The sequence below is a fragment of the Stenotrophomonas sp. X genome (genome assembly GCF_055721025.1).
Genome location: NZ_CM146756.1, coordinates 3,725,760 through 3,747,611 on the forward strand (window position 1 = coordinate 3,725,760; position 21,852 = coordinate 3,747,611).

The window sequence follows — 21,852 nt, forward strand, 5'->3', positions numbered from 1 at the left end:
TTGCCGCAGATGCAAGCTGGGTCGAGCGCTGGAGGGAGCGGGGGCTGCGTGCGAATGTCCCCCGGCGCCGGCCTGAGGCCGACGCCTCCTCCTTTACTTCGCACACAGCCCCCGCTCCCTCCGCGTGTCATGCATCCAGGCGGCCTGAGCACCGACTCTCGACTTTCCGCAAGCCGAGCCGCTGCGCGGGTGGCAGGCATTTGGACAAAGTAAAGGAGGAGGCGACCGCCGCAGGCGGGCGACGGGGGACATTTGTCCAAATGCCTGCCACCCGCGCAGCGGCCCGAACGCTCGCAACGGCGTCGAACGAAGAAACAAAAAGCCCCGGCAGATGCCAGGGCTTTTCGTTCGTGAAGGCGCAGGCGCCTTACTTCTTCTTCGGCATGTACAGATCGGTGATCGTGCCGTCGTAGATTTCCGAGGCCATTGCCACCGATTCGCTCAGTGTCGGGTGCGCATGGATGGTGTGGCCGATGTCTTCGGCTTCGGCACCCATCTCGATCGCCAGGCCGATCTCGGCCAGCAGGTCACCGGCATGCACGCCGACGATCGCGCCGCCGATGATGCGGTGGGTCTCCTCATCGAAGATCAGCTTGGTGAAGCCCTCGGTGCGACCGATGCCGATCGCGCGGCCGCTGGCGGCCCACGGGAACTTGGCCACGCCGACCTTCAGGCCCTTGGCCTTGGCTTCGGTCTCGGTGACGCCGACCCAGGCGATTTCCGGGTTGGTGTAGGCCACCGACGGAATCACCCGCGCCACCCACTCCTTCTTGTGGCCAGCGGCCACTTCAGCCGCCAGCTTGCCCTCGTGCGTGGCCTTGTGGGCCAGCATCGGGTTGCCAACGATGTCGCCGATGGCAAAGATGTGCGGCACGTTGGTGCGCATCTGGCGATCGACCGGGATGAAGCCACGGTCGGTGACCTGCACGCCGGCCTTCTCGGCATCGATCTTCTTGCCGTTCGGCGAGCGGCCCACGGCCACCAGCACGCGGTCGAAGGTGCCCTGCGCCAGCGCCGGCGCCTGGCCTTCCTCGGCCGCCTCGAAGGTCACGGTGATGCCCTTGGCATCGGCAGTGACGCCCGAGGCCTTGGTCTTCAGGTGCACTTCGATGCCCTGCTTCTTCAGGCGGTCGGCCAGCGGCTTGACCAGGTCCTTGTCGGCGCCCGGCATCAGCTGGTCCATGAACTCGACCACGGTGACCTTGCTGCCCAGTGCGCTGTACACAGTGGCCATTTCCAGGCCGATGATGCCGCCGCCGACGACCAGCAGCGAGCCCGGCACTTCGGCCAGCTCCAGCGCGTCGGTGGAATCCATCACGCGCTTGTCGTCCCACGGGAAGTTCGGCAGCTTCACCGCCTGCGAACCCGCGGCGATGATGCACTTCTGGAAGCGCAGCAGCTGGGTGCTGCCGTCTGCGGCGGTGATCTCCAGTTCGTTGGCCGAGATGAACCTGCCGACGCCCTGCACGTTGCGGACCTTGCGCTGCTTGGCCATGCCGGCCAGGCCCTTGGTCAGCTGGTTGACGACCTTTTCCTTGTACTGGCGCAGCTTGTCCAGGGTGATGGTCGGCTTGCCGAACTCGACGCCGAAATCGCCGGCGTGGGCGACTTCGTCGATCACCGCGGCGGCGTGCAGCAGCGCCTTGGACGGAATGCAACCGACGTTGAGGCAGACGCCGCCGAGGCTGGCGTAGCGCTCGACCAGCACCGTATCCAGGCCAACGTCGGCGGCGCGGAAGGCGGCGGTGTAGCCGCCCGGGCCGGAGCCCAGCACGACCATTTCGCATTCGATGTCGGCCGGCTTGCCACTGGACAGCGCCGGCTTCGGTGCCACCGGCTCGGCCGGGGCGCGGTGCGAGGGGGTCACCGGCGGCTTGCTGGCCGGAGCGGCCGCAGCCGGAGCCGGCGCAGCGGCCTTGGCCGGGGCATCGGCGGCGCCTTCAGCGTCCAGCACCACGACCACGGCGCCTTCGGACAAGGTGTCGCCCAGCTTGACCTTGATCTCCTTGACCACGCCGGCCGCCGAGGACGGCACTTCCAGGGTGGCCTTGTCCGACTCCAGGGTCACCAGGCCCTGGTCCTTCTTCACCGTGTCGCCGACGGCGACCAACACTTCGATCACCGGCACATCGCTGTAATCGCCGATGTCGGGAACCTTGACTTCAATCGTGGCCATGGTGGTTTTCCTTGTGCCCGGCCGGCAGGGCCGGCGGGCTGTCACTGCATCTGTTCACGCGGCCGCGCCAGGGGCAGCGGCCGCACGGTGGGGGCGAAGCGATGCCTTACAGCAGCACGCGGCGCATGTCGGCCAGCACCTGCGACAGGTACGTGGTGAAGCGTGCGGCCAGGGCGCCGTCGATGACGCGGTGGTCGTAGCTCAGCGACAGCGGCAGCATCAGCTTCGGCGCGAACTCCTTGCCATTCCAGACCGGCTGGATGGAGGACTTGGACACGCCCAGGATGGCCACTTCCGGTGCATTGACGATCGGAGTGAACGCGGTGCCGCCAATGCCGCCCAGCGAGCTGATCGAGAAGCAGCCGCCGCTCATGTCGGCCGGGCCCAGCTTGCCGTCGCGCGCCTTCTTGGCCAGCTCGCCGGTTTCCTGCGCGATCTGCACCACGCCCTTCTTGTCCACGTCGCGGATGACCGGCACGACCAGGCCGTTCGGCGTATCGGCGGCAAAGCCGATGTGGAAGTACTTCTTCAGGGTCAGGTTTTCACCGCTGGCGTCGAGCGAGGCGTTGAATTCCGGGAACTTCTTCAGCGCCGCGGCGCTGGCCTTGATCAGGAAGGCGAGCATGGTCAGCTTGATGCCGGCCTTCTCGTTCTCCTTGTTCAGCGCCACGCGCAGGGCTTCCAGGTCGGTGATGTCGGCCTGTTCGAACTGGGTGACGTGCGGGATCATCGCCCAGTTGCGGGCCAGGTTCGCGCCGGAGATCTTCTTGATGCGCGACAGCGGCTGGACTTCGGTCTCGCCGAACTTGCTGAAGTCGACCTTCGGCCACGGCAGCAGGTTCAGGCCACCGCCGGCAGCGACGGCAGCACCACCGGCAGCCGGCACACCACCGCTGAGCGCGGCCTTGACGAACTTCTGCACGTCACCCTTGGTGATGCGGCCGCCCTTCTCGGTGCCGTTGATCTGCAGCAGGTCCACGCCCAGCTCGCGGGCGAACACGCGCACCGCCGGGGTGGCGTACGGCACCTTGGCCGGCAGCACGCCATCGGCGTTGAACTGTACCGGCGGGCTGGACGGGGTGCCGGCCGAGGCGATCTCACGCGCCGCCAGCTTGTCCGGCTGCGCCGGCACAGCGACCGGCTCGACCTTGGTGGCGGTTTCGGCGGCGGCCGGGGCAGCAGCAGCGGCGGCCTTGCTCGGGGCCGGCGCCGCAGCGCCTTCGGCCTCGATGATGGCAACCACGTCGCCCTGCGACAGGTTGTCGCCCACCTTGACCTTGATCTCCTTGACCACACCGGCCACAGACGACGGCACCTCCATCGTGGCCTTGTCGCTTTCCAGCGTGACCAGGCCCTGGTCCTTCTTGACCGTGTCGCCGACAGCGACCAGCACTTCGATGACCGGGATGCCGGCGTAGTCGCCGATGTCCGGCACCAGCGCTTCCACTGCGCCACCGCTGGTGGCCGGAGTGGCCGGAGCGGCCGCCGCAGCAGCGGCCGGGGCCGGCGCGCTCTGGGTGGCGGCAGCCGGGGCAGCGGACTTGGACGGTGCGGGCGCGGCGGCGGCCGGCGCGGCGGCTTCGCCTTCGGCCACTTCGATCAGCGCCACGACCTTGCCTTCGGACAGGCTGTCGCCCACCTTGACCTTCAGTTCCTTGACCACGCCTGCCACCGAGGACGGCACTTCCATGGTCGCCTTGTCGCTTTCCAGCGTCACCAGGCCCTGGTCCTTCTTGACCGTGTCGCCGACGGCGACAAGCACCTCGATTACCGGGATATCGCTGTAGTCACCGATATCGGGGACAAGTGCTTCCTTGATTTCGGCCATGGGGATAACTCCGGCAATCTGGTGTAGGGAAACGTCTATTGTGCGGCCAGCGGGGTCCAGCGCCAACCGTTACAGGTGTTTTCAGTACGCACGCAGCCGGGACAGGCTGTTGCCCACGGGTCCCGGCCGCGACCAGTCGGTAGCGTATTGTCCGGACGATGTCCGCTTCATGTCGCCAGTGCGTCTGCAACCGGCTGCCAGGCCTGGCGCAGGCGCGGCAACGACCACGCCGCATTGGCCGGGCTGGTCGAGGGCAATGCAACCACCTGTGGCGGGGCCTCCAGCTGCGGCAGCACCCAGCGCTGGAACGCCTGCCATGATGCACCGCCATTGCAGCCGATCAGCGTCAGCTCAGGCAACGTGGCGATCAGTTCCGGCAGTGCATTGGCCACTTCCGTGCCACGCACGATGTCCGCATCCAGGCTGCCTCGGCGCTCGCAGCGACCGATCACATCCCACAGACCGATGCCCGCGGCATTCAATGCCTGCAGCCGCGCGGCGTAGGCCAGATCCGCCTCGAAACCACAGATGTCGGCCATCAGCGGCCAGAAGCGGTTGCGCGGATGGGCGTAATAGCGCTGCTCCTGCAGGGACGCCACGCCCGGCATCGAGCCCAGCAGCAGCACCCGGCACTCCACGTTCACCTGCGCTTGCAGGCCGATGCACAACGTTGCTGTGCTCACATCTCCTCCAACTGCATGAATGTCCCCGAGCGCCTAAAACCCCATGGATACAGGCGTTCCGTACCCGTCGCTGAACAAGGAAAACTATTTTTTAACGTGCGTCGGATTCGATTCATGTTGGGGCGACTACGGTGTGCTCGCCCCGCAACCGGGGGCCCAAAACAAGAAACATTAGGAGATACCCCCATGCGCTCCATCCGTATCCTGAGTCTCGCCCTGCTGACCTCCGCCGCCTTCGCGCCGGCCGCTTTCGCCCAGGACAGCAGCAGCACCGACACCGCGTCGGGCAAGCATTTTGCCGTTGTTGGCGGCATCTCGCTGCTGGAACCGAAGAACGACCCGATCTCCGGCGTGAAGAAGACCGATGGTGGCCCGGCGCCGACCGTCAGCTTCAGCTACTACTTCAACGACAACTGGGCCGTTGAACTGTGGGGCGCCGCTGACAAGTTCGACAACAAGTTCAAGGGCCCGAACAACGCCCGCCTGGGCTCGGTCGAGCAGCAGCCGGTCGCGCTGAGCGGCCAGTACCACTTCGGCCAGGCTGACAACGTGTTCCGTCCGTTCGTGGGCGTCGGCTACTACCAGTCGAGCTTCAGCAACGAGAAGCTGGGCAACGGCGCTGACACCGACATCCGCTTCAAGGATGCCAAGGGCGTGATCGGCACCGTCGGCGTCGACATGAACATCAACTCCACCTGGTTCGCCCGTGCTGACGCCCGCTACATGCGCGCCCGCCCGGACATCAAGGTTGGCGGCGAGAAGATCGGCGAAGCCAAGATGGATCCGTGGACCGTCGGCTTCGGCATCGGCGCCCGCTTCTGATCCAGGCTGCACCTGCTTCACTGATGCAACGCGACGGGCCCTTCGGGGCCCGTCGTCGTTTCCGTCACCGGCGTTCCGCGTGTAGAGCCGAGCCCGCGCTCGGCTGCTTTTTTGTAGAGTCGAGCTTGCCCGGCTGACCCGGAAAGCAGCCGAGCATGGGCTCGGCTACAGACACAGGACGCGGAGACACGATGGACGACGTCGACCTGCTGGTGATCGGTGGCGGCATCAACGGTGCCGGCATCGCCCGTGACGCCAGCGGCCGCGGCCTGCGCGTGCTGCTGTGCGAGCAGCACGACCTGGCCGCGCATACCTCCAGCGCCAGCAGCAAGCTGATCCACGGCGGCCTGCGCTACCTGGAACAGGGCGAGCTCGGGCTGGTGCGCAAGGCGCTGGGCGAACGCGAGGTGGTACGCCGGCAGGCGCCCCATCTGGTCCATCCATTGCGCTTTGTGCTGCCGTGGGAACCCCATCTGCGCCCACGCTGGATGCTACGCGCGGGACTGTGGCTGTATGACCACCTGGGCCGTCGCAGCCCGGCATTTCCCGCCTCGCGCGCCCTGGACCTTCAGCGCGATCCGCTCGGCCCCTGGCTCTCGCCGGATCTGCGGCAGGCCTTCAGCTACGCCGACGCGCAGGTCGATGACGCGCGACTGGTGCTGCTCAACGCCCTGGATGCCGCGCAGCGGGGCGCACAGGTGCGTGTGCGCAGCCGCTGCATCGACCTGCAGCCCTTGCAGGGCCGGTGGCAGGCCGTGCTGGAATCCGCCGATGGCCAGCAGCAGGTGACCGCGCGCGCCGTCGCCAATGCGGCAGGGCCATGGGCCGGCGACCTGCTGGAACGGATGGAGGCACGCAGTGGCGGCCCCGCGCTGCGGCTGGTACAAGGCAGCCACATCGTCCTGCGCCGGCCCTGGCCCGATGACAGCGCGTGCCTGCTGCAGCAACCCGATGGACGCGTGGTGTTCCTGTTGCCCTTCGCCCACGACCACCTGCTGGTTGGCACCACCGACACCGACTATCGCGGCGACCCGGCGCGCTGCAGCGTGCTGCCTTCAGAGGTGGCGTACCTGTGCGAAGCGGCCAATCGCTACCTGCATGAACCCATCGCGCCGGAAGATGTGGTCTGGCAGTTCGCCGGCGTCCGTCCGCTGCTGGCTGATCCCGATCCGCGCGCGGCAAGACTCAGCCGCGATTACCGCCTGCAGCTGCAGGTGGACCCGGCACCGGCACTGCATGTGCTGGGCGGCAAGCTGACCACCTACCGGGTGCTGGCCGAGGAAGCGCTGGAGCTGCTGCGGCCCGCCCTGCCGCAGATGGGAGCGGCGTGGACAGCAAACGGAGACCCGCTGCCAGGCAGCGACTGGGGCGACGCCGCGCAGGCGGGCGCGCATCTGCAGGTATCGGCACCCTGGTTGCCCGCAGGTATCGCGCGACGCTGGGCCGGGGCCTATGGCAGTCGCAGTGCGGAACTGCTGCAGGGGGTACGGGGCCTGCGCGATCTTGGCGAGGGGTTTGGCGGCGGTCTGCATGCCCGGGAAGTGGCCTTTCTGCGCGAGCATGAGTGGGCGCGCACTGCCGAGGACGTGCTGTGGCGAAGGAGCAAGCTGGGGTTGCGGCTGGACGCTGCGCAGGTGACACGGCTGCAGGCGTGGATCGAACACTCCACTCTGTAGAGCCGAGCCATGCTCGGCTGCGTTGTGCAAATGCAGCCGAGCATGGCTCGGCTCTACAGAGAGAAAGGTAAGTTACCCTGACCGTTCTACCGGAGACGCTGCATGACGCCCCGCTACGTGCTGGCCATCGACCAGGGCACCACCAGTTCGCGCGCGATCCTGTTCGACCGTGCCGGCAACATCATCGGCAGCGCGCAGCGCGAGTTCGCGCAGATCTTCCCGCAACCCGGCTGGGTCGAGCATGACCCGCGCGAGATCCTTACCAGCGTCTATGCCACGCTGACCGAACTGCTCAGCCGCGGGCAGATCGACCCGCGTCATATCGCCGCACTGGGCATCACCAACCAGCGCGAAACCACCGTGGTCTGGGACCGTGCCACCGGCCAGCCGATCCACAACGCCATCGTCTGGCAATCGCGGCAGAGCCACGCCATTTGTGAACGCCTGAAGTCCGAAGGCCATGAAGCGCTGATCCGCGAGCGGACCGGCCTGCTGATCGATGCCTATTTCTCTGCGACCAAGGTGCGCTGGATCCTTGACCACGTGGAAGGTGCGCAGCAGCGCGCCGAACGTGGCGAGCTGCTGTTTGGCACCGTCGACAGCTGGCTGGTGTGGAACCTCAGCGGTGGCCAGGCGCATGTGACCGACTACAGCAACGCGGCGCGCACGCTGTTGTTCAACATCCACACGCTGGACTGGGATGACGATCTGCTGGCCCTGCTCGACATCCCGCGCGCGATGCTGCCGCAGGTGCGCGACTCCAGTGCGGTGTACGCACACACCCGGCCGCAGTTCTTCTTCGACCACCCGATCCCGATCGCCGGCATCGCCGGTGACCAGCAGGCCGCACTGTTCGGCCAGGCCTGTTTCCAGCCGGGCATGGTCAAGAACACCTATGGCACCGGTTGCTTCATGTTGATGCATACCGGCGCGCAGGCGGTGCGGTCGCGCAACGGCCTGCTGACCACCATTGCCTGGGGCCTGGAGGGGCGCGTGGAGTATGCGCTGGAAGGGTCGATCTTCATCGCCGGCTCGGTGGTGCAGTGGCTGCGCGACGGACTGCGCATGATCGAACGCGCCAGCGACAGCCAGGCACTGGCCGCGCAGGTGCCCGACAGCGGCGGCGCCTATCTGGTGCCGGCGTTTGTCGGCCTGGGTGCGCCCTATTGGCGCAGTGATGTGCGCGGTGCGATGTTTGGCTTGACCCGTGGCACGCGCAAGGCGCACTTCGTGCGCGCCGCGCTGGAAGCGATGGCCTACCAGACCCGCGACGTGCTCGATGCAATGCAGTCCGATGCCGCTATCGCACTGACTGAGCTGCGCGCCGATGGCGGTGCGATCGGCAACGACTTCCTGGCCGGCTTCCAGGCAGACATCCTCGGTGTGCCGCTGCTGCGGCCGCGGTTGACCGAAACCACCGCGCTCGGTGCGGCCTATCTGGCCGGCCTAGCCGTCGGGTTCTGGTCCAGCCGCGAACAGATCGCTGCACAGTGGGGCCTGGACCGGCGCTTCGAGCCACAGATGGAGGTGTCCCGGCGCGAGAAGCTGTATGCGGGATGGCAGCAGGCCGTGGCGGCTACCCTCGCCTTCCACGTCGATTGAAACCGCCCCCCCGTCCTGCTGCGACATCTGGGTTGACCCTGTGGAGCCGAGCCATGCTCGGCTGCCGTTGTTGGGGCGCCGCAAAAAAGCAAAGCCGAGCATGGGCTCGGCTCTACAGGGAAGGCAGTGTCGACCAAGGTCGACACCCACCATTCAAATCAACAGATCAGCCGCAATCAGAACGCCGGCAGCACCGCGCCCTTGTACTTGGTCTCGATGAAGGCCTTCACCTGCGGGCTGGTCAGGGCCTTGGCCAGCTTCTGCACACGGGCGTCGTCCTTGTTGTCCGGGCGCGCGACCAGGAAGTTCACGTACGGCGAATCCTTGCTCTCGATCGCCAGCGCATCCTTGGTCGGGTTGAGGCCGGCGTCCAGCGCATAGTTGGTGTTGATCAGGGCCAGATCGACCTGGTCCAGCACGCGCGGCAGCATCGCCGAGTCCAGCTCGCGGAACTTCAGGTTCTTCGGGTTGGCGGTGATGTCACGCTGGGTCGACAGCGCGTTGGCCGGGTCCTTCAGTTCGATCACGCCGGCCTTGTGCAGCAGGATCAGCGCGCGGCTGTTGTTGCTCGGATCGTTCGGGATCACCACGTCGGCACCGTCGCGCAGCTCGGCCAGCGACTTGACCTTGCGCGAGTACGCACCGAACGGCTCGATGTGCACGCCGATCACCTTCACCAGGTCGGTCTTGCGGTCGCGGTTGTAGGCATCCAGGTACGGCTCGGTCTGGAAGTAGTTGGCGTCCACCTGCTTCTGCACCAGCTGGTCGTTGGGCTGCACGTAGTCGTTGAATACGCGCACGTCCAGGTCCACGCCTTCCTGCTTGAGGATCGGCTTGACCACCTCGAGGATCTCGGCATGCGGCACGGCCGTGGCGGCCACCACCAGCTTCTGCGAGGGCTCGCCGGACTTGCCGCAGGCGGTCAGGGCCAGCGCAGCGGCGAGCAGGGACAGCAACAGGGTCTTCTTCATGGGGGACGGGGTTCTCGGGGGGAGTGTCAGGATTTTTCGTAGTTGCTCAGGGCCAGCTCAAGCAGCGCCTTGGCCTGCTCGCGCAGCATGATCGGCTCGATGATCTCGGCATCCGAACCATAGTGCAGCACGTCCATCAGCAACTCTCGCGAGACGCTGTACGGCACCTTCAGTTCGTAGCGGCCATCGGCCAGGAAACGACCCTGCTGCTTGGAATGCCAGTGCTCGTCGGCCACCCAGCGCGCAGCCTTGGCGCTGAACAGGATGGTCGCCCAGCCCTTCGGGGCACCCGAAAAAATGCCATAGCTGGCGCCGAGCTGCTCGTCCAGCTCGCTGTCGGCGACATCGCGGGCGGCATTGTCGATTACCCGTGCCTTGTGGATGCGGTCCACCGCGAAACTGCGCAGCGCCTCGCGGTCATGGTCCCAGGCATCCAGGTACCAGTTGTCGCGATAATGGGTCAGGCGCTGCGGCGAGACGGTGCGCTTGGTCGGCTCGTCGGTGGAGCGGGCGCGGTATTCGAACGCCAGCTGGCGGCGCTCCAGCACCGCCGAGGCCACGCTGCGGAAGCTGCCTTCGTCGAACTTGCGGCCACGGTGCGGAATCACCCGCACGCGGTCGACCGGCCAACTGGAAACACCGGCCTGCGCCGCCAGCAGGCTCTCGATGCGCTGCTGCAGCGGCGCCAGCACCGACGACAGCACGCCGCCGCCGGTACGCGCCAGCAGGTGCTGCGAGGCCAGCAGGGCATGCAGCTCCTCCGAGCTGAGCCACAGGCCGGGCAGCTCGAAGCGGTCGCTCTCGTCGGCCTGGTAGCGGAAGCCGGCCTCGCCGTCGCCCTCGATCGGTGCCATCAGCGCATCGCGCAGGAAGGCCAGGTCGCGATAGACGGTGGCACGGGAACAACCGAGCTTGTCCTGCAGGGTCGCCACCGTCACCGGATAGCGCGCGGACTTGAGCAGACGATGCAGGGCGGTGATGCGTTCGTATCGGTCCATACCCCCGATTATGTCCGAGTCGCGGGTCTTGTGTGGAACGTTTGGGCTATCGTGGTCGCCCCCACCCCATGGAATGCCCGATGCGCCGGTTGCCTGCCCTGTCCCTGCTGGCCTGCCTGCTGCTGGCCGCCTGCGATCGCGCGCCGGCGCCGGCGGGCACCGGGGCCCCGGTACCCGCCGCCGATCCGGCACAGGCGGTGCTGGGCGCCAGCCAGCGTTTCGCCGCCCTGCGCAGCTTCCACGCCGAACTGGAGGTGCTGGGCGCGCCGCAGCGGGTACGCAGCGCCATGGACTTCGTTGCACCCGACCGTTTCCGGGTGGAGACCCCGGCCGGGCCGCAGACCATCATCGGCGACACCCTGTTCCTGCAGGCCGACGGTGCGATCCGCCAGGTGCCGGCCCCGCCCGGCCTGCTCGAGCAGTGGCGCAACCCGCTGCCCGCCGACGCCCTGCCCGCCGACCTGAAGGCCGAAGACCTCGGCAGCCAGGCGCTGGACGGGGTCGAGACCCGTCACTACCGGCTGCGCGGCAACCAGCCCGGCGAACGCCTGGAGTACTGGGTGGATGCCCAGGGCCTGCCACGCCAGATCGTGCGCAGCGGCAGCAGCAATGGCCGCAGCTTCCAGCTGCGCCTGCGCTATTCGCGCTTCAACGACCCCGCATTGCGTGTCGATCTGCCCTGAATAGGCGATCGCGGCAACGTTCGCTGAAGCACGCTTTGGATCGATTCGGACCGCCATCACGCTTCCAGTATCATCACCGGCTGTTAACCGTTCCGGAGAAGCCTCGATGTCCCTGCGCGTGTCCCTGCTGATCCCCCTGCTGCTGTGTGCGCCGCTCGCATACGCGCAGGATGCCTCCGAACTGGCGGCGATGTCCTCGCCGTGGAGTGGCAGCGGCGGCGAGCTCGGCTTTGCCTCGGCACGCGGCAACAGCAGCACCGAGAGCTTCAACGGCCGCCTGCGCCTGCGCTACACCGACGGCGACTGGGTGCACAGCATGGACCTGTTCGGCCTGCGCTCCAGCTCCAAGGTGACCGAGACCAATGACGACGGCACCACCACCCGCCGCAGCAACACCACCGCCAACCGCTACACCGGCAGTGCGGGCAGCGCGCTGCAGCTGGGCGAGCACCGCCAGCTGACAGCCACGGTGCGTACCGAGCGCGACGACTTCGCCACCTACGACCGCCAGAGCTCGTTCGGTCTGGGTTACGGCACCCGCCTGTGGAACACCGAGCGCTTTTCGTTCGACGCGCAGATCGGCCCCGGCGTGCGCCGTACCCACAGCACCGAGGATGACCGCACCCGTACCGGCATGATCGGCCGTGGCCTGTTCGACCTGAAGTACTCGCTGACCGACAACACCGACCTGGTGAACACGCTGCTGGTCGAGTCCGGTTCGTACAACACCTTCGGCCAGAACGACTTCGGTGTCTCGGTGAGCATGAACGAGCACCTGGCGCTGAAGGCCGGCTGGCAGGCGCGTTACAACAGCGACGTCGCTGTCGACAAGCGCAAGACCGATACGCTGACCACGATGAACGTGGTCTACAAGTTCAAATAAGCAGAACGGGCGCCCAGGGCGCCCGTTTCGTTTTTGTAGAGTCGAGCCATGCTCGACTTGAGCGCGAAGCCCGGGATTTTCCCGGCGAAGAGCAGCCGAGCATGGCTCGGCTCTACAGACATCGGGGCTCAGACGTTCAGCAGCTCGCCAGCACCATCGTCCAGCAGCAGCTTCGCCACCTGCTGGCCCAGCGCTTCCGGATCGCGGGCCGGGCCCACCGCTTCGGCACGCACGGCGCGGCCATCACTGGCGCTGCCGACCAGGCCCTGCAGGTGCAGGTCGTCGCCCTGCCACTGCGCGATCGCCGCCACCGGCACGTGGCAGCTGCCATGCAGCGCGCGGTTCATGGCCCGCTCGGCTTCCACGCAAGCGCGCGTGGCGGCGTCATCAAGCGTGGCGAACAGCGCCATCAGGCGCGTGTTGCCTCCGTCACACTCTACCGCCACCGCGCCCTGCGCCGGCGCTGGCAGCCACTGCGGCGGTTGCAGGCGCGCGACGATGCGCTCGCCCAGGCCCAGGCGCTCGAGGCCGGCCACCGCCAGCACGATGGCGTCGTAGCCACCGTTGTCGAGCTTGGCCAGGCGAGTATTGACGTTGCCGCGCAGGTCCAGCAGTTCCAGGTCCGGGCGCAGCGCGCGCAGCTGGGCCTGGCGGCGCAGCGACGAGGTGCCGACCCGCGCGCCGATCGGCAGCGCGTCCAGCGAGGCGTACAGGTTGGAGACGAAACCATCGGCCGGGTCGTGCCGGGTCAGCATCGCCGGCAGCGCGAAGGGCGCGTCCAGTTCCATCGGCACATCCTTCAGCGAGTGCACGGCGCAGTCGGCCTCGCCCCGCAGCATGGCCAGCTCCAGTTCCTTCAGGAACAGGCCCTTGCCACCGATGGCGGCCAGCGAGCGGTCCAGCACCTCGTCACCGCGGGTGCTCATCGGCACCAGTTCCACGTGCAGGCCGGGGTGGGCCTGGCGCAGGCGGTCGGCGACGTGTTCGCTCTGCCAGAGGGCGAGCGGGCTCTTGCGGGTAGCGATGCGGACAGTTTCCATCCGGTCATTATCGCGCCTTCGGCGCGGATACGGCCAACGGCGGAGCCCCTCGTGGCTTGGAGCTGCAGTTGGGCTTGGCCGTGCGGGGTGGGTTCGCGGGGGACGCCGTGAATCCGTCCGTGGAGGCTTGGCCGCGGCATCCATGCCGCGGACACCCCCGCGACCCCACCCCGCCCGACCTCTGACAGTTTCCGTGTGCGCCAGCCACGGAAGATCAAAAGAAAAGAGCAGAAGCAAAAGCAACAGCTGGCGGCTTCCGGGGTCAGATCCCTTTTCCGCAGGAAAAGGGATCTGACCCCTCTTTCCAAGCCAACAACACCAAAGGTCTTGCTGTCCGACGCAGTAGACAACGAGAGGGTTGGGCCGGGGTGGGGGCGCGGGACCGTTGGCGCCATGGGCCCGAGGCATGCCTCGGGCGGGTTGGGCAGGACGCCCAACCCCGGTCTTGCCGTGTGCGCAGGACAGCGCACACGAGCAAGGCGCCATCGAGCCCCCATGGAAGGGTTTACGGCGTGTCCCGCGCCCCCACCCCGGCCCGACCCAGCACGTAGCAACACCGAGCCATGAAACGCTGTTGCTGTTGCTGTTGCTGTTGCTGTTGCTTTCGATGTTGCTCGCAAGCAGTCGCGGCCGCAGGCCGCGCGGGACTCTCACAAGTGCCGCAGTTCCTGCTTCAGCGTCGCCACGCACCGGCGGCTGACTTCCAGCGGCTGCTTGCCATGCCGCAATACCGCCTGCACCTGCCCGCCCGAGCCCCGACGCAGCTCCACCAGCTCGTGGCGTGCCACCAGGCAGTTGCGATGGATGCGGATGAAACGACTGGCGAACTCTTCTTCCAGCGACTTCAGCGATTCCTCGATCAGGTCCTCGCCGCGCGCGTGGTGCACCACCACGTACTTCTCCTCGGCCTGCAGGTAGTGGATATCGTCCAGCGGAATCAGGCGCAGGCTGCCGCGCAGGCGTGCGCACAGCACGCTGCGTGCCTGCTGCCCGCTGTGCTCCTGTGGCCGGCCACCGCGGCCGGCCAGGAACGTGCGCGCACGCGCGATCGCCGCCGCCAACCGTTCGGCACGCACTGGCTTCATCAGGTAGTCGATCGCTGCGGCCTCGAACGCCGACAGCGCATGCGCATCGTAGGCGGTGCAGAACACCACCGCTGGCCGGGGTTCGAAGCTGGCCAGGTGGCGGGCCGCTTCCAGGCCATCCAGCCCGGGCATCGCGATATCCAGCAGGACCAGGTCCGGCTGCAGCTCCGCGCACGCGTGCAGGGCCTGCTCACCGTTGCCGGCCTCGGCCACCACGTCCACGCCGTCCTGTGCCGCCAACAGGCTGCGCAGGCGCTCGCGCGCCAGCGGTTCGTCGTCGGCGATGACTACCCTCACGATCGTTCCCTCACTGGATCGGCACTGTCACCTGGCAGGCATAGTAGCCCTCGCTCCAGCCAGCCGTCATCCGCGCGGCGCTGCCGAAGCGCCAGGCCAGCCGATGGCCGATGCTGTGCTGGGCATGGCCGGCGCCGCGTGCCAGCGCCAGCCCCGGCGCCTGCGGATCGGGTGCCGGGTTGCGTACGCGGATCTGCAGCTCATTGCCCTCGCGCGCCAGCTGCAGTTCGATGGTGCCGCCGTCGGGCAGGCGCGAGATGCCGTGCAGCACGGCATTTTCCACCAGCGGCTGCAGTACCAGCCTTGGCAAGGGCAGGTCCCATGGCAGCGGCTCGTCGCGCTGCCAACGCACCTGCAGGCGTTCGCCCAGGCGCAGCGATTCGATCGACAGGTAGCGCTCGGCCAGCTCGCATTCGTCGCGAAGGGTGGAATCGCCCTCGCCCGCCCCCAGCGCGGCACGGAACAGATCGGACAGGTCCAGCACCGCGCGCTCGGCGACTGCCGGGTCACGATGCAGCAGGCTGGCGATCAGGTTCATGCTGTTGAACAGGAAATGCGGGCGGATACGCGCCTGCAGCGCGTCGGCCTGCGCGCGCGCGTTGGCCTGCACCTGCGCGGCCCAGCGATCGCTTACGTAGAAGTAGCGCAGCGCCAGCGCGGCGATCAGCGCCGTGGTTGCCGCGCTGCCGAGGGTGAAACGCCAGAAGCTGATGCCACTGGCGAAGTTGTCGCCCAGCACCGCGTACAGCGCGTGCACGATGCCGGCGCAGACCACCGCGATCAGGGTGGCCAGCACGGTCGCCGCAATGGCGCCCATCACCGGCGGCAGCCGCGACAGGGTCGGCCGCAGCAGGCACAGGCTGGCGGTCACCGCCAGCGCCAGCCACAGCGCGAATCCGCTGGCCGACAGCAGTTCGCCGAAGGTCCAGTGACGGCTGCCGTCCGGCGCCAGCGCCAGTACCACCACCACCAGCTCGGCCAGGCCGAGCATCGCCGCCAGCCGTGGCAGGCGGCACAGTTCCGGCATCCACGGCGGTGTGCTCGCCGGCGACATGGCTCAGGCGGCGCCCAGGCGTTCCTGCAGCCAGTCACCCAGTGCCTGGATCTCCTCGGCGCAGACCTGGTGGGCCATCGGGTAACTGTGCCACGCCACATCCAGGCCCAGCGTACGCAGCGCCTGCGCGCTGTGCGCGGCGACGGCCTGCGGGATCACCGGGTCGCCACTGCCATGGGCCATGAACACCGGCACCTGCACCGCGCCGTCAACACGCGTGGCGCTGTCGGCTTCGGGCAGATAGGTCGACAGCGCGATCAGGCCGGCCAGTGGCGCGGTACGCGAGAGCGCGGCCGTCAGGATGATCGCCCCACCCTGCGAGAAGCCTGCCAGGAAGATCTTCTCCGGCGCGATGCCGCGCTCGATCTCGCGCGCGATCAGTGCGTCCAGCTGCACCACCGATTCCTGCACGCCGGCCATGTCGGCGCGCGAACGGAAGTCCATGCCCACGATGTCGTACCAGCCGCGCATCGGCACGCCGTTGTTGATCGTGATCGGCCGCACGGGTGCGTGCGGGAACACGAAGCGCAGCGCCGGCCAGTGCGGCCCCACCAGTTCCGGCACGATCGGCGCGAAATCATGGCCGTCGGCGCCGAGGCCGTGCAACCAGATCACCGACCACTGCGGCGAGGCGCCGGTTTCCTGTTCCACCGTTTGCAGCATGATGCGGCTCCTTCAAGTTCGAGCCGCATTATGCCGCTGGCGCGGGGCAATCAGTACAGCGGCGGTTGCTCGGCCGCTTCCCGCCGCAGCTGCGCGGCGCGTACCAGCACCGGTGGCGGAATGTTCTCTTCCGGAATATCGAGCAGGCCGAGGCGATGCAGGAAAGCACCGGGGCCGCGCGAGGAGGTCAGCGCCACCACCGGAACGGCCAGAACCATGCCGATCACCACCGGCGCCATCCAGGCCGCCAGCGACGGCGATACCGCCCAGGCCAGCACGCCCATGAAGGCGCCGAACACCCCCAGGCCACCGTAGCCACGGATCAACGCCATCCACGAGATGCCGCCGTCGTCACGCTGCTGCGCGTCCCAGCCGGAATCGCGCCCGGACAACACTTCGGCCACGCCGCGTGACTGCACGTACATCACCACCGGCGCCATCAGCGCGGCGAGCACGGTTTCCACCAGCATCGATACGAAGGCACGGATCGGACCGCCACAACCGCGGCGGTCGACCGGGTCCAGCAGCATTGCCAGGTAGCCGAGCACCTTGGGCAGCAGCAGCACCGCCATGGTGGCGGCGAACAGGCGCACCACCTGCTCTTCATCCTGTGCGCGCCAGTACACGCTGGGCGACAGGTGCAGCAGGGCGTTGAAATCGATGCCTTCCTGGAACAGCGGGATGGCGATGCCGATCAGCATCAGCATGGCCCACATCGGTGCGGTGAAATAGTGGCCGATGCCGATCAGCATGTGCGTGCGGCTGATCCAGTGCAGCCCGCGGCTGCCAACCACCTTGCCGTGCTGCAGGTTGCCCTGGCACCAGCGGCGGTCGCGCACCAGCAGGTCGGTCAGCGTCGGCGGGCCTTCCTCGTAACTGCCACCGAGGTAGGGCACCATGTGCGCGGCCCAGCCGCCACGACGCATCAGCGCCGCTTCGACGAAATCGTGGCTGAGCACGTGGCCGCCGAACGGCTTGCGCCCGGGCAGCGCCGGCAGGCCGGCGTGGTCGGCGAAGGCACGGGTACGGATGATGGCGTTGTGGCCCCAGTAATTGCTCTCGGCACCGTGCCACCAGGCCACGCCGCGGGCGATCACCGGCCCGTACACGCGGCCACCGAACTGCTGCATGCGCGCGAACAGGGTGCGGCCGCCGATCACTGACGGCAGGGTCTGGATCAGTCCGACGTCGGCGTTGTGTTCCATGCCGGCCACCAGGCGCACGATGCTGTCGCCGGTCATCAGGCTGTCGGCATCAAGGATCAGCATCTGCGGATAGGCACCGCCGAAGCGGCGGACCCAGTCAGCGATGTTGCCGGCCTTGCGCCCGCTGTTGTCACCACGTCGACGATAGAACAGGCGCGTCTGCCCCTCCGGCACACGCTCGCGCAGCTCGGCGAACACCTGTTCCTCGGCAGCGGCGATGTCCTCGCGGCGGGTGTCGCTGAGCACGAAGAAGTCGAAGCGGTCGAGCTGGCCGGTGGCCGCCACCGACTCGTAGATCGCCTGCAGGCCCGCCAGCAGGCGGCGCGGGTCTTCGTTGTAGGTCGGCATCAACAGCGCAGTACGGCTGTGCACGACCGGCAACGGCTTGTCCGGGTCGATGCCGAGCCGATAGCCCCGGTCGAACACAGCGGTCAGGAAGCCGGCCAGGGCGCTGGCAAACGAGAGCGCGATCCAGGCAAACAGGCCGACGAACAGCACCAGCAGGCAGGCTTCGAGCACGCTGATGCCATTGGCCGACAGCACCCGCCACATCATCCGCGTAGCCACGGCGGTCATGCCGAGCGTGCCACCAAACAGGTACAGCCGGCGCAGGCCGATCAAGCGCGGCGAGGTGCGATGCCGCCGGACCTTCAGCGCGCCTTCGCGCAGGGTCTGTTCGGGCATCGGCAACGGCGATTCAGCGGGCAGCAGCGCCCAGCCGGCATCGAGCCGGGGCGTTCCTGCTTCCGCATGGATGGTCTGCACCCCCATCGTCGCTTACTCCGCGCCGTCGGCACGGCCGGCCATCCCGGCCGGGCTGCATGCACCAAGGTTCCCGGCGCGCTTTCCCGGCGCCCGCACTTGTCCTGGCTGTGTCGGCCTCACGCCGCACAGTCGATGTCTGTCACTACCGGAACCCACACGATCTCCAACGGGGCGGAATCGAAAATGCGGCCCAGTCTAGGGCGCAGAATGTAAGCCGGGTGCGAAGGTCTACACCGGGATTTGTCCCCATTCAGCAAATAGCAGGCGATCACGCCAGGGCATGGCCAGATGTCACTGCATCGCCCCCGGTACTGGATCGTAACAAACGCGAACGGTTATCATTTAATCAACCAGGCAGGTCACCGTCCTCCGCACGGCCGCGACCCACCCAGCTGCGCCGGTCCTGACCGCGCACCCGACGACCCACGGAAGGGGGGGCTGCCTGCTGTCTGCCTGCGCCTGCTGCTTCCACCGGGTCACCCCACCTCCCATGGAAGCCGTCATGTCCCTGTCGTCCCGTTCCCGTTCCGCGCGCCTGCCGCGCACCCGCCTGGCCACCGCCTGCCTGCTGGCCCTGCCAGGCCTGGCCGCCGCAGAGGCCGCCGCCGATGCCTCCACCAAGGACCTGGATACCGTGGTGGTCACGGCTTCAGGCAGCCAGCAGTGGATCAAGGATGCCCCGGCCAGCATCAGCGTGATCAGTCGTGAGGACATCGAGCGCCAGCCGGTACCGGACCTGGCCGCCCTGCTCAGCCGCGTACCGGGCGTGACCGGCGGCCTCAGCGCCGTCGGCGAGCAGTCCAAGATCAAGCTGCGTGGCATGCCGTCCAACTACACGCTGGTGCTGGTGGACGGCAAGCGCATGGGCAGCTCGGCCTCGACCAACTATCGCCCCGACCTCGGCCGCCAGGACCTGAACTGGATCTCGCCGGACCAGATCGAGCGCATCGAAGTGGTGCGCGGGCCGATGTCGTCGCTGTATGGCTCCGATGCGATGGGCGGGGTGATCAACATCATCACCCGGCGCATCGGCGACGAATGGAACGGCAGCGCCACCCACAGCTACACCCGCCCGGCTGACGGCAAGCGCGGCGATACCCAGCAGATCGGCGCCACGTTCTCCGGACCGCTGGGCGAACGCTTCGGCCTGCGCATCGGTGCCAACAGCATGCGCCGTGATTCGGACCGCTCCAACGGCGGTGTCTACGGCAACGCCTATGCCGGCGAAAAGGACCGCAACGTCGATGCGCTGCTGCAGTGGAAGCTGAGCGACGCACAGGAACTGTCGCTGGAAGCCGGGCACGGCGTGCAGCAGGCCTTCATCGATGCGTCGCTGGAAAAGCAGGACGAAGGTGCCTGGGGTGCCAGTGAGCTCAAGCGCAGCTCGCTGGCGCTCAACCACGATGGCAAGTGGCGCTTCGGCAATTCGAAGATCAGTGCGTACTGGACCGAGTACAGGAACGACATCGGTGCTGCCGGCCGTTCCGAAGCGACCGATACGATCATCGAGGGCAGCCTGACCACGCCGTTCACCCTCGGCGTTGAACACCAGTTCGCCGCAGGCGGCCAATGGAAGCGGCAGGAGCTGACCAACACCGACACCATCGGCCGCGCGCCGATCGACTATGCCGGCAACGCGGTCAGCGGCTCCACTCTGGACGTGGACACCTGGGCGCTGTTTGCCGAGGACGAGCTGAAACTGCACCGCACCCTGGCCCTGACCGTGGGCGCGCGCCTGGACCATCACGAGCAGTTCGGCGGCCACGTCAGCCCGCGTGTGTACCTGGTGTGGCACCCGGCCGAACAGTGGACGATCCGCGGTGGCGTCTCCAAAGGCTTCCGTGCGCCCAGCCTGACCGAGAACTCGGCCAGTGCCGCTACCCAGTCCGGGGGCCGCGGCTGCACCTCGCTGATCCCGCTGGGCTACACCCGCGGCGGGTGCTACATGGCCGGCAACCCGGACCTGGATCCGGAGACCAGCACCAACCGCGAGATCGGCATCAGTTTCGACAATGACCTGATCGATGTCGGCGTGACCTATTTCCACACCGACTTCCGGAACAAGATCGAGTACGCACCACTGGGCCGGTTCAACGGCATCTGGTGGACGCGCATGAGCAACGTACAGCGCGCGCGCACCCGAGGCATGGAAGGCAACCTCAACGTCCGCTTCGGCGAGCAGTGGCGCTGGCGCACCTCGGCGACCTGGATGAAGGAAGCCAGGAACCTGACCACCGGCCGCAACCTGATCGATACACCGGAGTTCTCCGGCTATTCGTCGCTGGACTGGGCGCCCAGCACGGTGTTTTCCGGCAGCCTGTCGGCGCAGTACACCGGCAGGCAGACCGGCACCGCCACGACCTTCCTCAAGGCCTATACGCTGTATGACCTGACCGCGGCATGGAACGTCAACGAAGTGCTGACCCTGCGCGGTGGCGTCAGCAACCTGGCCGACAAGAAGCTGTATGCGGAAGGCTCCACCGACTACTTCGTCGCCGGGCGCAGCTACTTCCTGAGCATGACCGCGCGGTTCTGACCGGCGGCACGCGCCGTGATCGCGCTGGCGACATGCCAGCGCGATCGACGGTGTTGCGGGTTACTCGCTTTCCAGCGCGGCCGGAGCCGCATCCCGCGTGGCGGCCGTGCGCGCACGGTCCATCGCCACCGCCAGTTGCTGGCGCGCGAGCAGTTGTTGTGCCTGCACCACTTCAGGTGTCGGCAGGAGCACCGGTCCCGGTGCGTTTTCCGGTGTAGCAGGTGTGGTCATGCAACCTCCATGGACATCCCGCCGCCGCACGGGTTCAGCCGGGGCGGCAGCGGAACTGCGCACCCTATCCTAAAAACAAGGCGGGTGGGTGACGGCGCGGCGCTTGGCCGCAGGCGCGGGAACAAGGCAGGCGTCACATTCTTGACGCTAGCGCTTGGATCCTGAATAGGACTTGCCCTATCATGAAAACGTTTTCTCACAGGGATGTTTCCCAATGAATACCACCGACCTGTCCCAGTTCAGCCCGAAGTGGCAGTTCCGCTTCAACTTCTTCCGCCAGCACGGCGCCCCCAAGAACCCCGGCTTCAAGCAGGCCTGGAAGGCACTGTCCTTTGGTGACCGCCTGAAGATCAACCTGAACTTCTTCGCGTTGTTCTTCGGTGCCATCTACCTGCTGATTCTCGGCATGTGGCGCAAGGCACTGGTGGTGATCGGCATCAACATCGCGCTGGCCATCGTCAGCATGTTCCTGCCGGATGTCGTCGGGCGCATGCTGTTCATCGCCATGAACCTGCTGGTCGCCTCCAGCACCAACTACAGCTACTACCTGGAAAAGGTGGAAGGACGGGCCAGCTGGAATCCGTTTGAAGGAATGTTCTGAGCCATCAGACCTGCGCAGGATGCGCGGCAAGGATGCATCCGACGCCCGGCAGC

The 21,852-nt window shown here is 67.3% G+C and carries 18 protein-coding genes; 7 read left to right on the forward strand and 11 right to left on the reverse strand.

Annotated elements, in window-relative coordinates; all coding sequences use genetic code 11:
* Window positions 1-367: 367 nt before the first annotated feature.
* The 3 genes from lpdA to ACZ75I_RS17130 form a co-directional block, all read right to left on the reverse strand.
* Window positions 368-2,176 carry a dihydrolipoyl dehydrogenase gene (gene lpdA, locus ACZ75I_RS17120; RefSeq protein WP_154351455.1) on the reverse strand — a complete coding sequence of 603 codons (1,809 nt, stop codon included), beginning with the start codon at window positions 2,174-2,176 and terminating at the stop codon, window positions 368-370.
* Window positions 2,177-2,282: 106 nt separating this feature from the next.
* On the reverse strand, window positions 2,283-4,004 hold the full coding sequence (gene aceF, locus ACZ75I_RS17125) for a dihydrolipoyllysine-residue acetyltransferase (RefSeq protein WP_180871152.1): 1,722 nt from the start codon (window positions 4,002-4,004) through the stop codon (window positions 2,283-2,285).
* A 167-nt stretch (window positions 4,005-4,171) separates the two neighbouring features.
* Window positions 4,172-4,687, reverse strand: a complete 516-nt coding sequence (locus tag ACZ75I_RS17130; protein WP_061479890.1) for a DNA-deoxyinosine glycosylase — start codon at window positions 4,685-4,687, stop codon at window positions 4,172-4,174.
* 186 nt (window positions 4,688-4,873) lie between these two features.
* Between ACZ75I_RS17130 and ACZ75I_RS17135 the strand changes: the two genes are divergently transcribed.
* The 3 genes from ACZ75I_RS17135 to glpK all read left to right on the forward strand — a co-directional run bounded on the left by ACZ75I_RS17135 (window position 4,874) and on the right by glpK (window position 8,787).
* Complete coding sequence (locus ACZ75I_RS17135) at window positions 4,874-5,509, forward strand: OmpW/AlkL family protein (protein ID WP_180871155.1); 636 nt, start codon at window positions 4,874-4,876, stop codon at window positions 5,507-5,509.
* Window positions 5,510-5,700: 191 nt separating this feature from the next.
* Window positions 5,701-7,185, forward strand: a complete 1,485-nt coding sequence (glpD, locus tag ACZ75I_RS17140; protein WP_180871157.1) for a glycerol-3-phosphate dehydrogenase — start codon at window positions 5,701-5,703, stop codon at window positions 7,183-7,185.
* Between the two features lie 102 nt (window positions 7,186-7,287).
* Window positions 7,288-8,787, forward strand: a complete 1,500-nt coding sequence (glpK, locus tag ACZ75I_RS17145; protein WP_180871159.1) for a glycerol kinase GlpK — start codon at window positions 7,288-7,290, stop codon at window positions 8,785-8,787.
* 176 nt (window positions 8,788-8,963) lie between these two features.
* Here glpK and ACZ75I_RS17150 read toward each other — a convergent pair whose 3' ends face one another.
* Complete coding sequence (locus ACZ75I_RS17150) at window positions 8,964-9,758, reverse strand: MetQ/NlpA family ABC transporter substrate-binding protein (protein ID WP_049413241.1); 795 nt, start codon at window positions 9,756-9,758, stop codon at window positions 8,964-8,966.
* Between the two features lie 26 nt (window positions 9,759-9,784).
* Window positions 9,785-10,756 (reverse strand): helix-turn-helix transcriptional regulator, encoded by a 972-nt coding sequence (locus ACZ75I_RS17155; protein WP_061479894.1) that lies wholly within the window; start codon window positions 10,754-10,756, stop codon window positions 9,785-9,787.
* A gap of 80 nt (window positions 10,757-10,836) precedes the next feature.
* Between ACZ75I_RS17155 and ACZ75I_RS17160 the strand changes: the two genes are divergently transcribed.
* Window positions 10,837-11,439, forward strand: coding sequence for a LolA-like protein (locus tag ACZ75I_RS17160; protein WP_154351458.1), 603 nt, complete (start codon window positions 10,837-10,839; stop codon window positions 11,437-11,439).
* 106 nt (window positions 11,440-11,545) lie between these two features.
* Complete coding sequence (locus tag ACZ75I_RS17165) at window positions 11,546-12,322, forward strand: DUF481 domain-containing protein (RefSeq protein ID WP_049413237.1); 777 nt, start codon at window positions 11,546-11,548, stop codon at window positions 12,320-12,322.
* A gap of 128 nt (window positions 12,323-12,450) precedes the next feature.
* Here ACZ75I_RS17165 and hemC read toward each other — a convergent pair whose 3' ends face one another.
* The 5 genes from hemC to mdoH all read right to left on the reverse strand — a co-directional run bounded on the left by hemC (window position 12,451) and on the right by mdoH (window position 18,437).
* Entirely contained in the window at window positions 12,451-13,362 is a 912-nt protein-coding gene (hemC, locus tag ACZ75I_RS17170) for a hydroxymethylbilane synthase (RefSeq protein WP_061479896.1), read from the reverse strand.
* A gap of 650 nt (window positions 13,363-14,012) precedes the next feature.
* Complete coding sequence (locus tag ACZ75I_RS17175) at window positions 14,013-14,744, reverse strand: LytR/AlgR family response regulator transcription factor (protein WP_061478104.1); 732 nt, start codon at window positions 14,742-14,744, stop codon at window positions 14,013-14,015.
* A gap of 10 nt (window positions 14,745-14,754) precedes the next feature.
* Window positions 14,755-15,798, reverse strand: a complete 1,044-nt coding sequence (locus ACZ75I_RS17180) for a sensor histidine kinase (RefSeq protein WP_061478105.1) — start codon at window positions 15,796-15,798, stop codon at window positions 14,755-14,757.
* Between the two features lie 3 nt (window positions 15,799-15,801).
* Window positions 15,802-16,461 carry an alpha/beta hydrolase gene (locus ACZ75I_RS17185; RefSeq protein ID WP_180871077.1) on the reverse strand — a complete coding sequence of 220 codons (660 nt, stop codon included), beginning with the start codon at window positions 16,459-16,461 and terminating at the stop codon, window positions 15,802-15,804.
* Window positions 16,462-16,511: 50 nt separating this feature from the next.
* Window positions 16,512-18,437, reverse strand: coding sequence for a glucans biosynthesis glucosyltransferase MdoH (gene mdoH / locus ACZ75I_RS17190; protein WP_346476954.1), 1,926 nt, complete (start codon window positions 18,435-18,437; stop codon window positions 16,512-16,514).
* Between the two features lie 496 nt (window positions 18,438-18,933).
* On the opposite strand from mdoH, the gene ACZ75I_RS17195 reads away from it, so the two are divergent.
* A complete protein-coding gene (locus ACZ75I_RS17195; RefSeq protein ID WP_346476955.1) occupies window positions 18,934-20,967 on the forward strand; it encodes a TonB-dependent receptor domain-containing protein in 2,034 nt (677 codons plus the stop codon).
* 60 nt (window positions 20,968-21,027) lie between these two features.
* Here ACZ75I_RS17195 and ACZ75I_RS17200 read toward each other — a convergent pair whose 3' ends face one another.
* Window positions 21,028-21,198, reverse strand: coding sequence for a hypothetical protein (locus ACZ75I_RS17200; protein ID WP_005419553.1), 171 nt, complete (start codon window positions 21,196-21,198; stop codon window positions 21,028-21,030).
* Window positions 21,199-21,412: 214 nt separating this feature from the next.
* On the opposite strand from ACZ75I_RS17200, the gene ACZ75I_RS17205 reads away from it, so the two are divergent.
* A complete protein-coding gene (locus tag ACZ75I_RS17205) occupies window positions 21,413-21,799 on the forward strand; it encodes a DUF2628 domain-containing protein (RefSeq protein WP_014648516.1) in 387 nt (128 codons plus the stop codon).
* The last annotated feature ends 53 nt before the right edge of the window (window positions 21,800-21,852 follow it).

What these genes read in the sequence shown, in the direction of transcription:
- ACZ75I_RS17200 (WP_005419553.1), bottom strand. Translation starts at nt 21,198, where the DNA reads ATGACCACACCTGCTACACCGGAAAACGCACCGGGACCGGTGCTCCTG.
- ACZ75I_RS17160 (WP_154351458.1), top strand. Translation starts at nt 10,837, where the DNA reads ATGCGCCGGTTGCCTGCCCTGTCCCTGCTGGCCTGCCTGCTGCTGGCC.
- ACZ75I_RS17155 (WP_061479894.1), bottom strand. Translation starts at nt 10,756, where the DNA reads ATGGACCGATACGAACGCATCACCGCCCTGCATCGTCTGCTCAAGTCC.
- ACZ75I_RS17135 (WP_180871155.1), top strand. Translation starts at nt 4,874, where the DNA reads ATGCGCTCCATCCGTATCCTGAGTCTCGCCCTGCTGACCTCCGCCGCC.
- hemC (WP_061479896.1), bottom strand. Translation starts at nt 13,362, where the DNA reads ATGGAAACTGTCCGCATCGCTACCCGCAAGAGCCCGCTCGCCCTCTGG.
- ACZ75I_RS17165 (WP_049413237.1), top strand. Translation starts at nt 11,546, where the DNA reads ATGTCCCTGCGCGTGTCCCTGCTGATCCCCCTGCTGCTGTGTGCGCCG.
- ACZ75I_RS17180 (WP_061478105.1), bottom strand. Translation starts at nt 15,798, where the DNA reads ATGTCGCCGGCGAGCACACCGCCGTGGATGCCGGAACTGTGCCGCCTG.
- lpdA (WP_154351455.1), bottom strand. Translation starts at nt 2,176, where the DNA reads ATGGCCACGATTGAAGTCAAGGTTCCCGACATCGGCGATTACAGCGAT.
- aceF (WP_180871152.1), bottom strand. Translation starts at nt 4,004, where the DNA reads ATGGCCGAAATCAAGGAAGCACTTGTCCCCGATATCGGTGACTACAGC.
- glpD (WP_180871157.1), top strand. Translation starts at nt 5,701, where the DNA reads ATGGACGACGTCGACCTGCTGGTGATCGGTGGCGGCATCAACGGTGCC.
- glpK (WP_180871159.1), top strand. Translation starts at nt 7,288, where the DNA reads ATGACGCCCCGCTACGTGCTGGCCATCGACCAGGGCACCACCAGTTCG.
- ACZ75I_RS17150 (WP_049413241.1), bottom strand. Translation starts at nt 9,758, where the DNA reads ATGAAGAAGACCCTGTTGCTGTCCCTGCTCGCCGCTGCGCTGGCCCTG.
- ACZ75I_RS17185 (WP_180871077.1), bottom strand. Translation starts at nt 16,461, where the DNA reads ATGCTGCAAACGGTGGAACAGGAAACCGGCGCCTCGCCGCAGTGGTCG.
- ACZ75I_RS17195 (WP_346476955.1), top strand. Translation starts at nt 18,934, where the DNA reads ATGTCCCTGTCGTCCCGTTCCCGTTCCGCGCGCCTGCCGCGCACCCGC.
- mdoH (WP_346476954.1), bottom strand. Translation starts at nt 18,437, where the DNA reads ATGGGGGTGCAGACCATCCATGCGGAAGCAGGAACGCCCCGGCTCGAT.
- ACZ75I_RS17205 (WP_014648516.1), top strand. Translation starts at nt 21,413, where the DNA reads ATGAATACCACCGACCTGTCCCAGTTCAGCCCGAAGTGGCAGTTCCGC.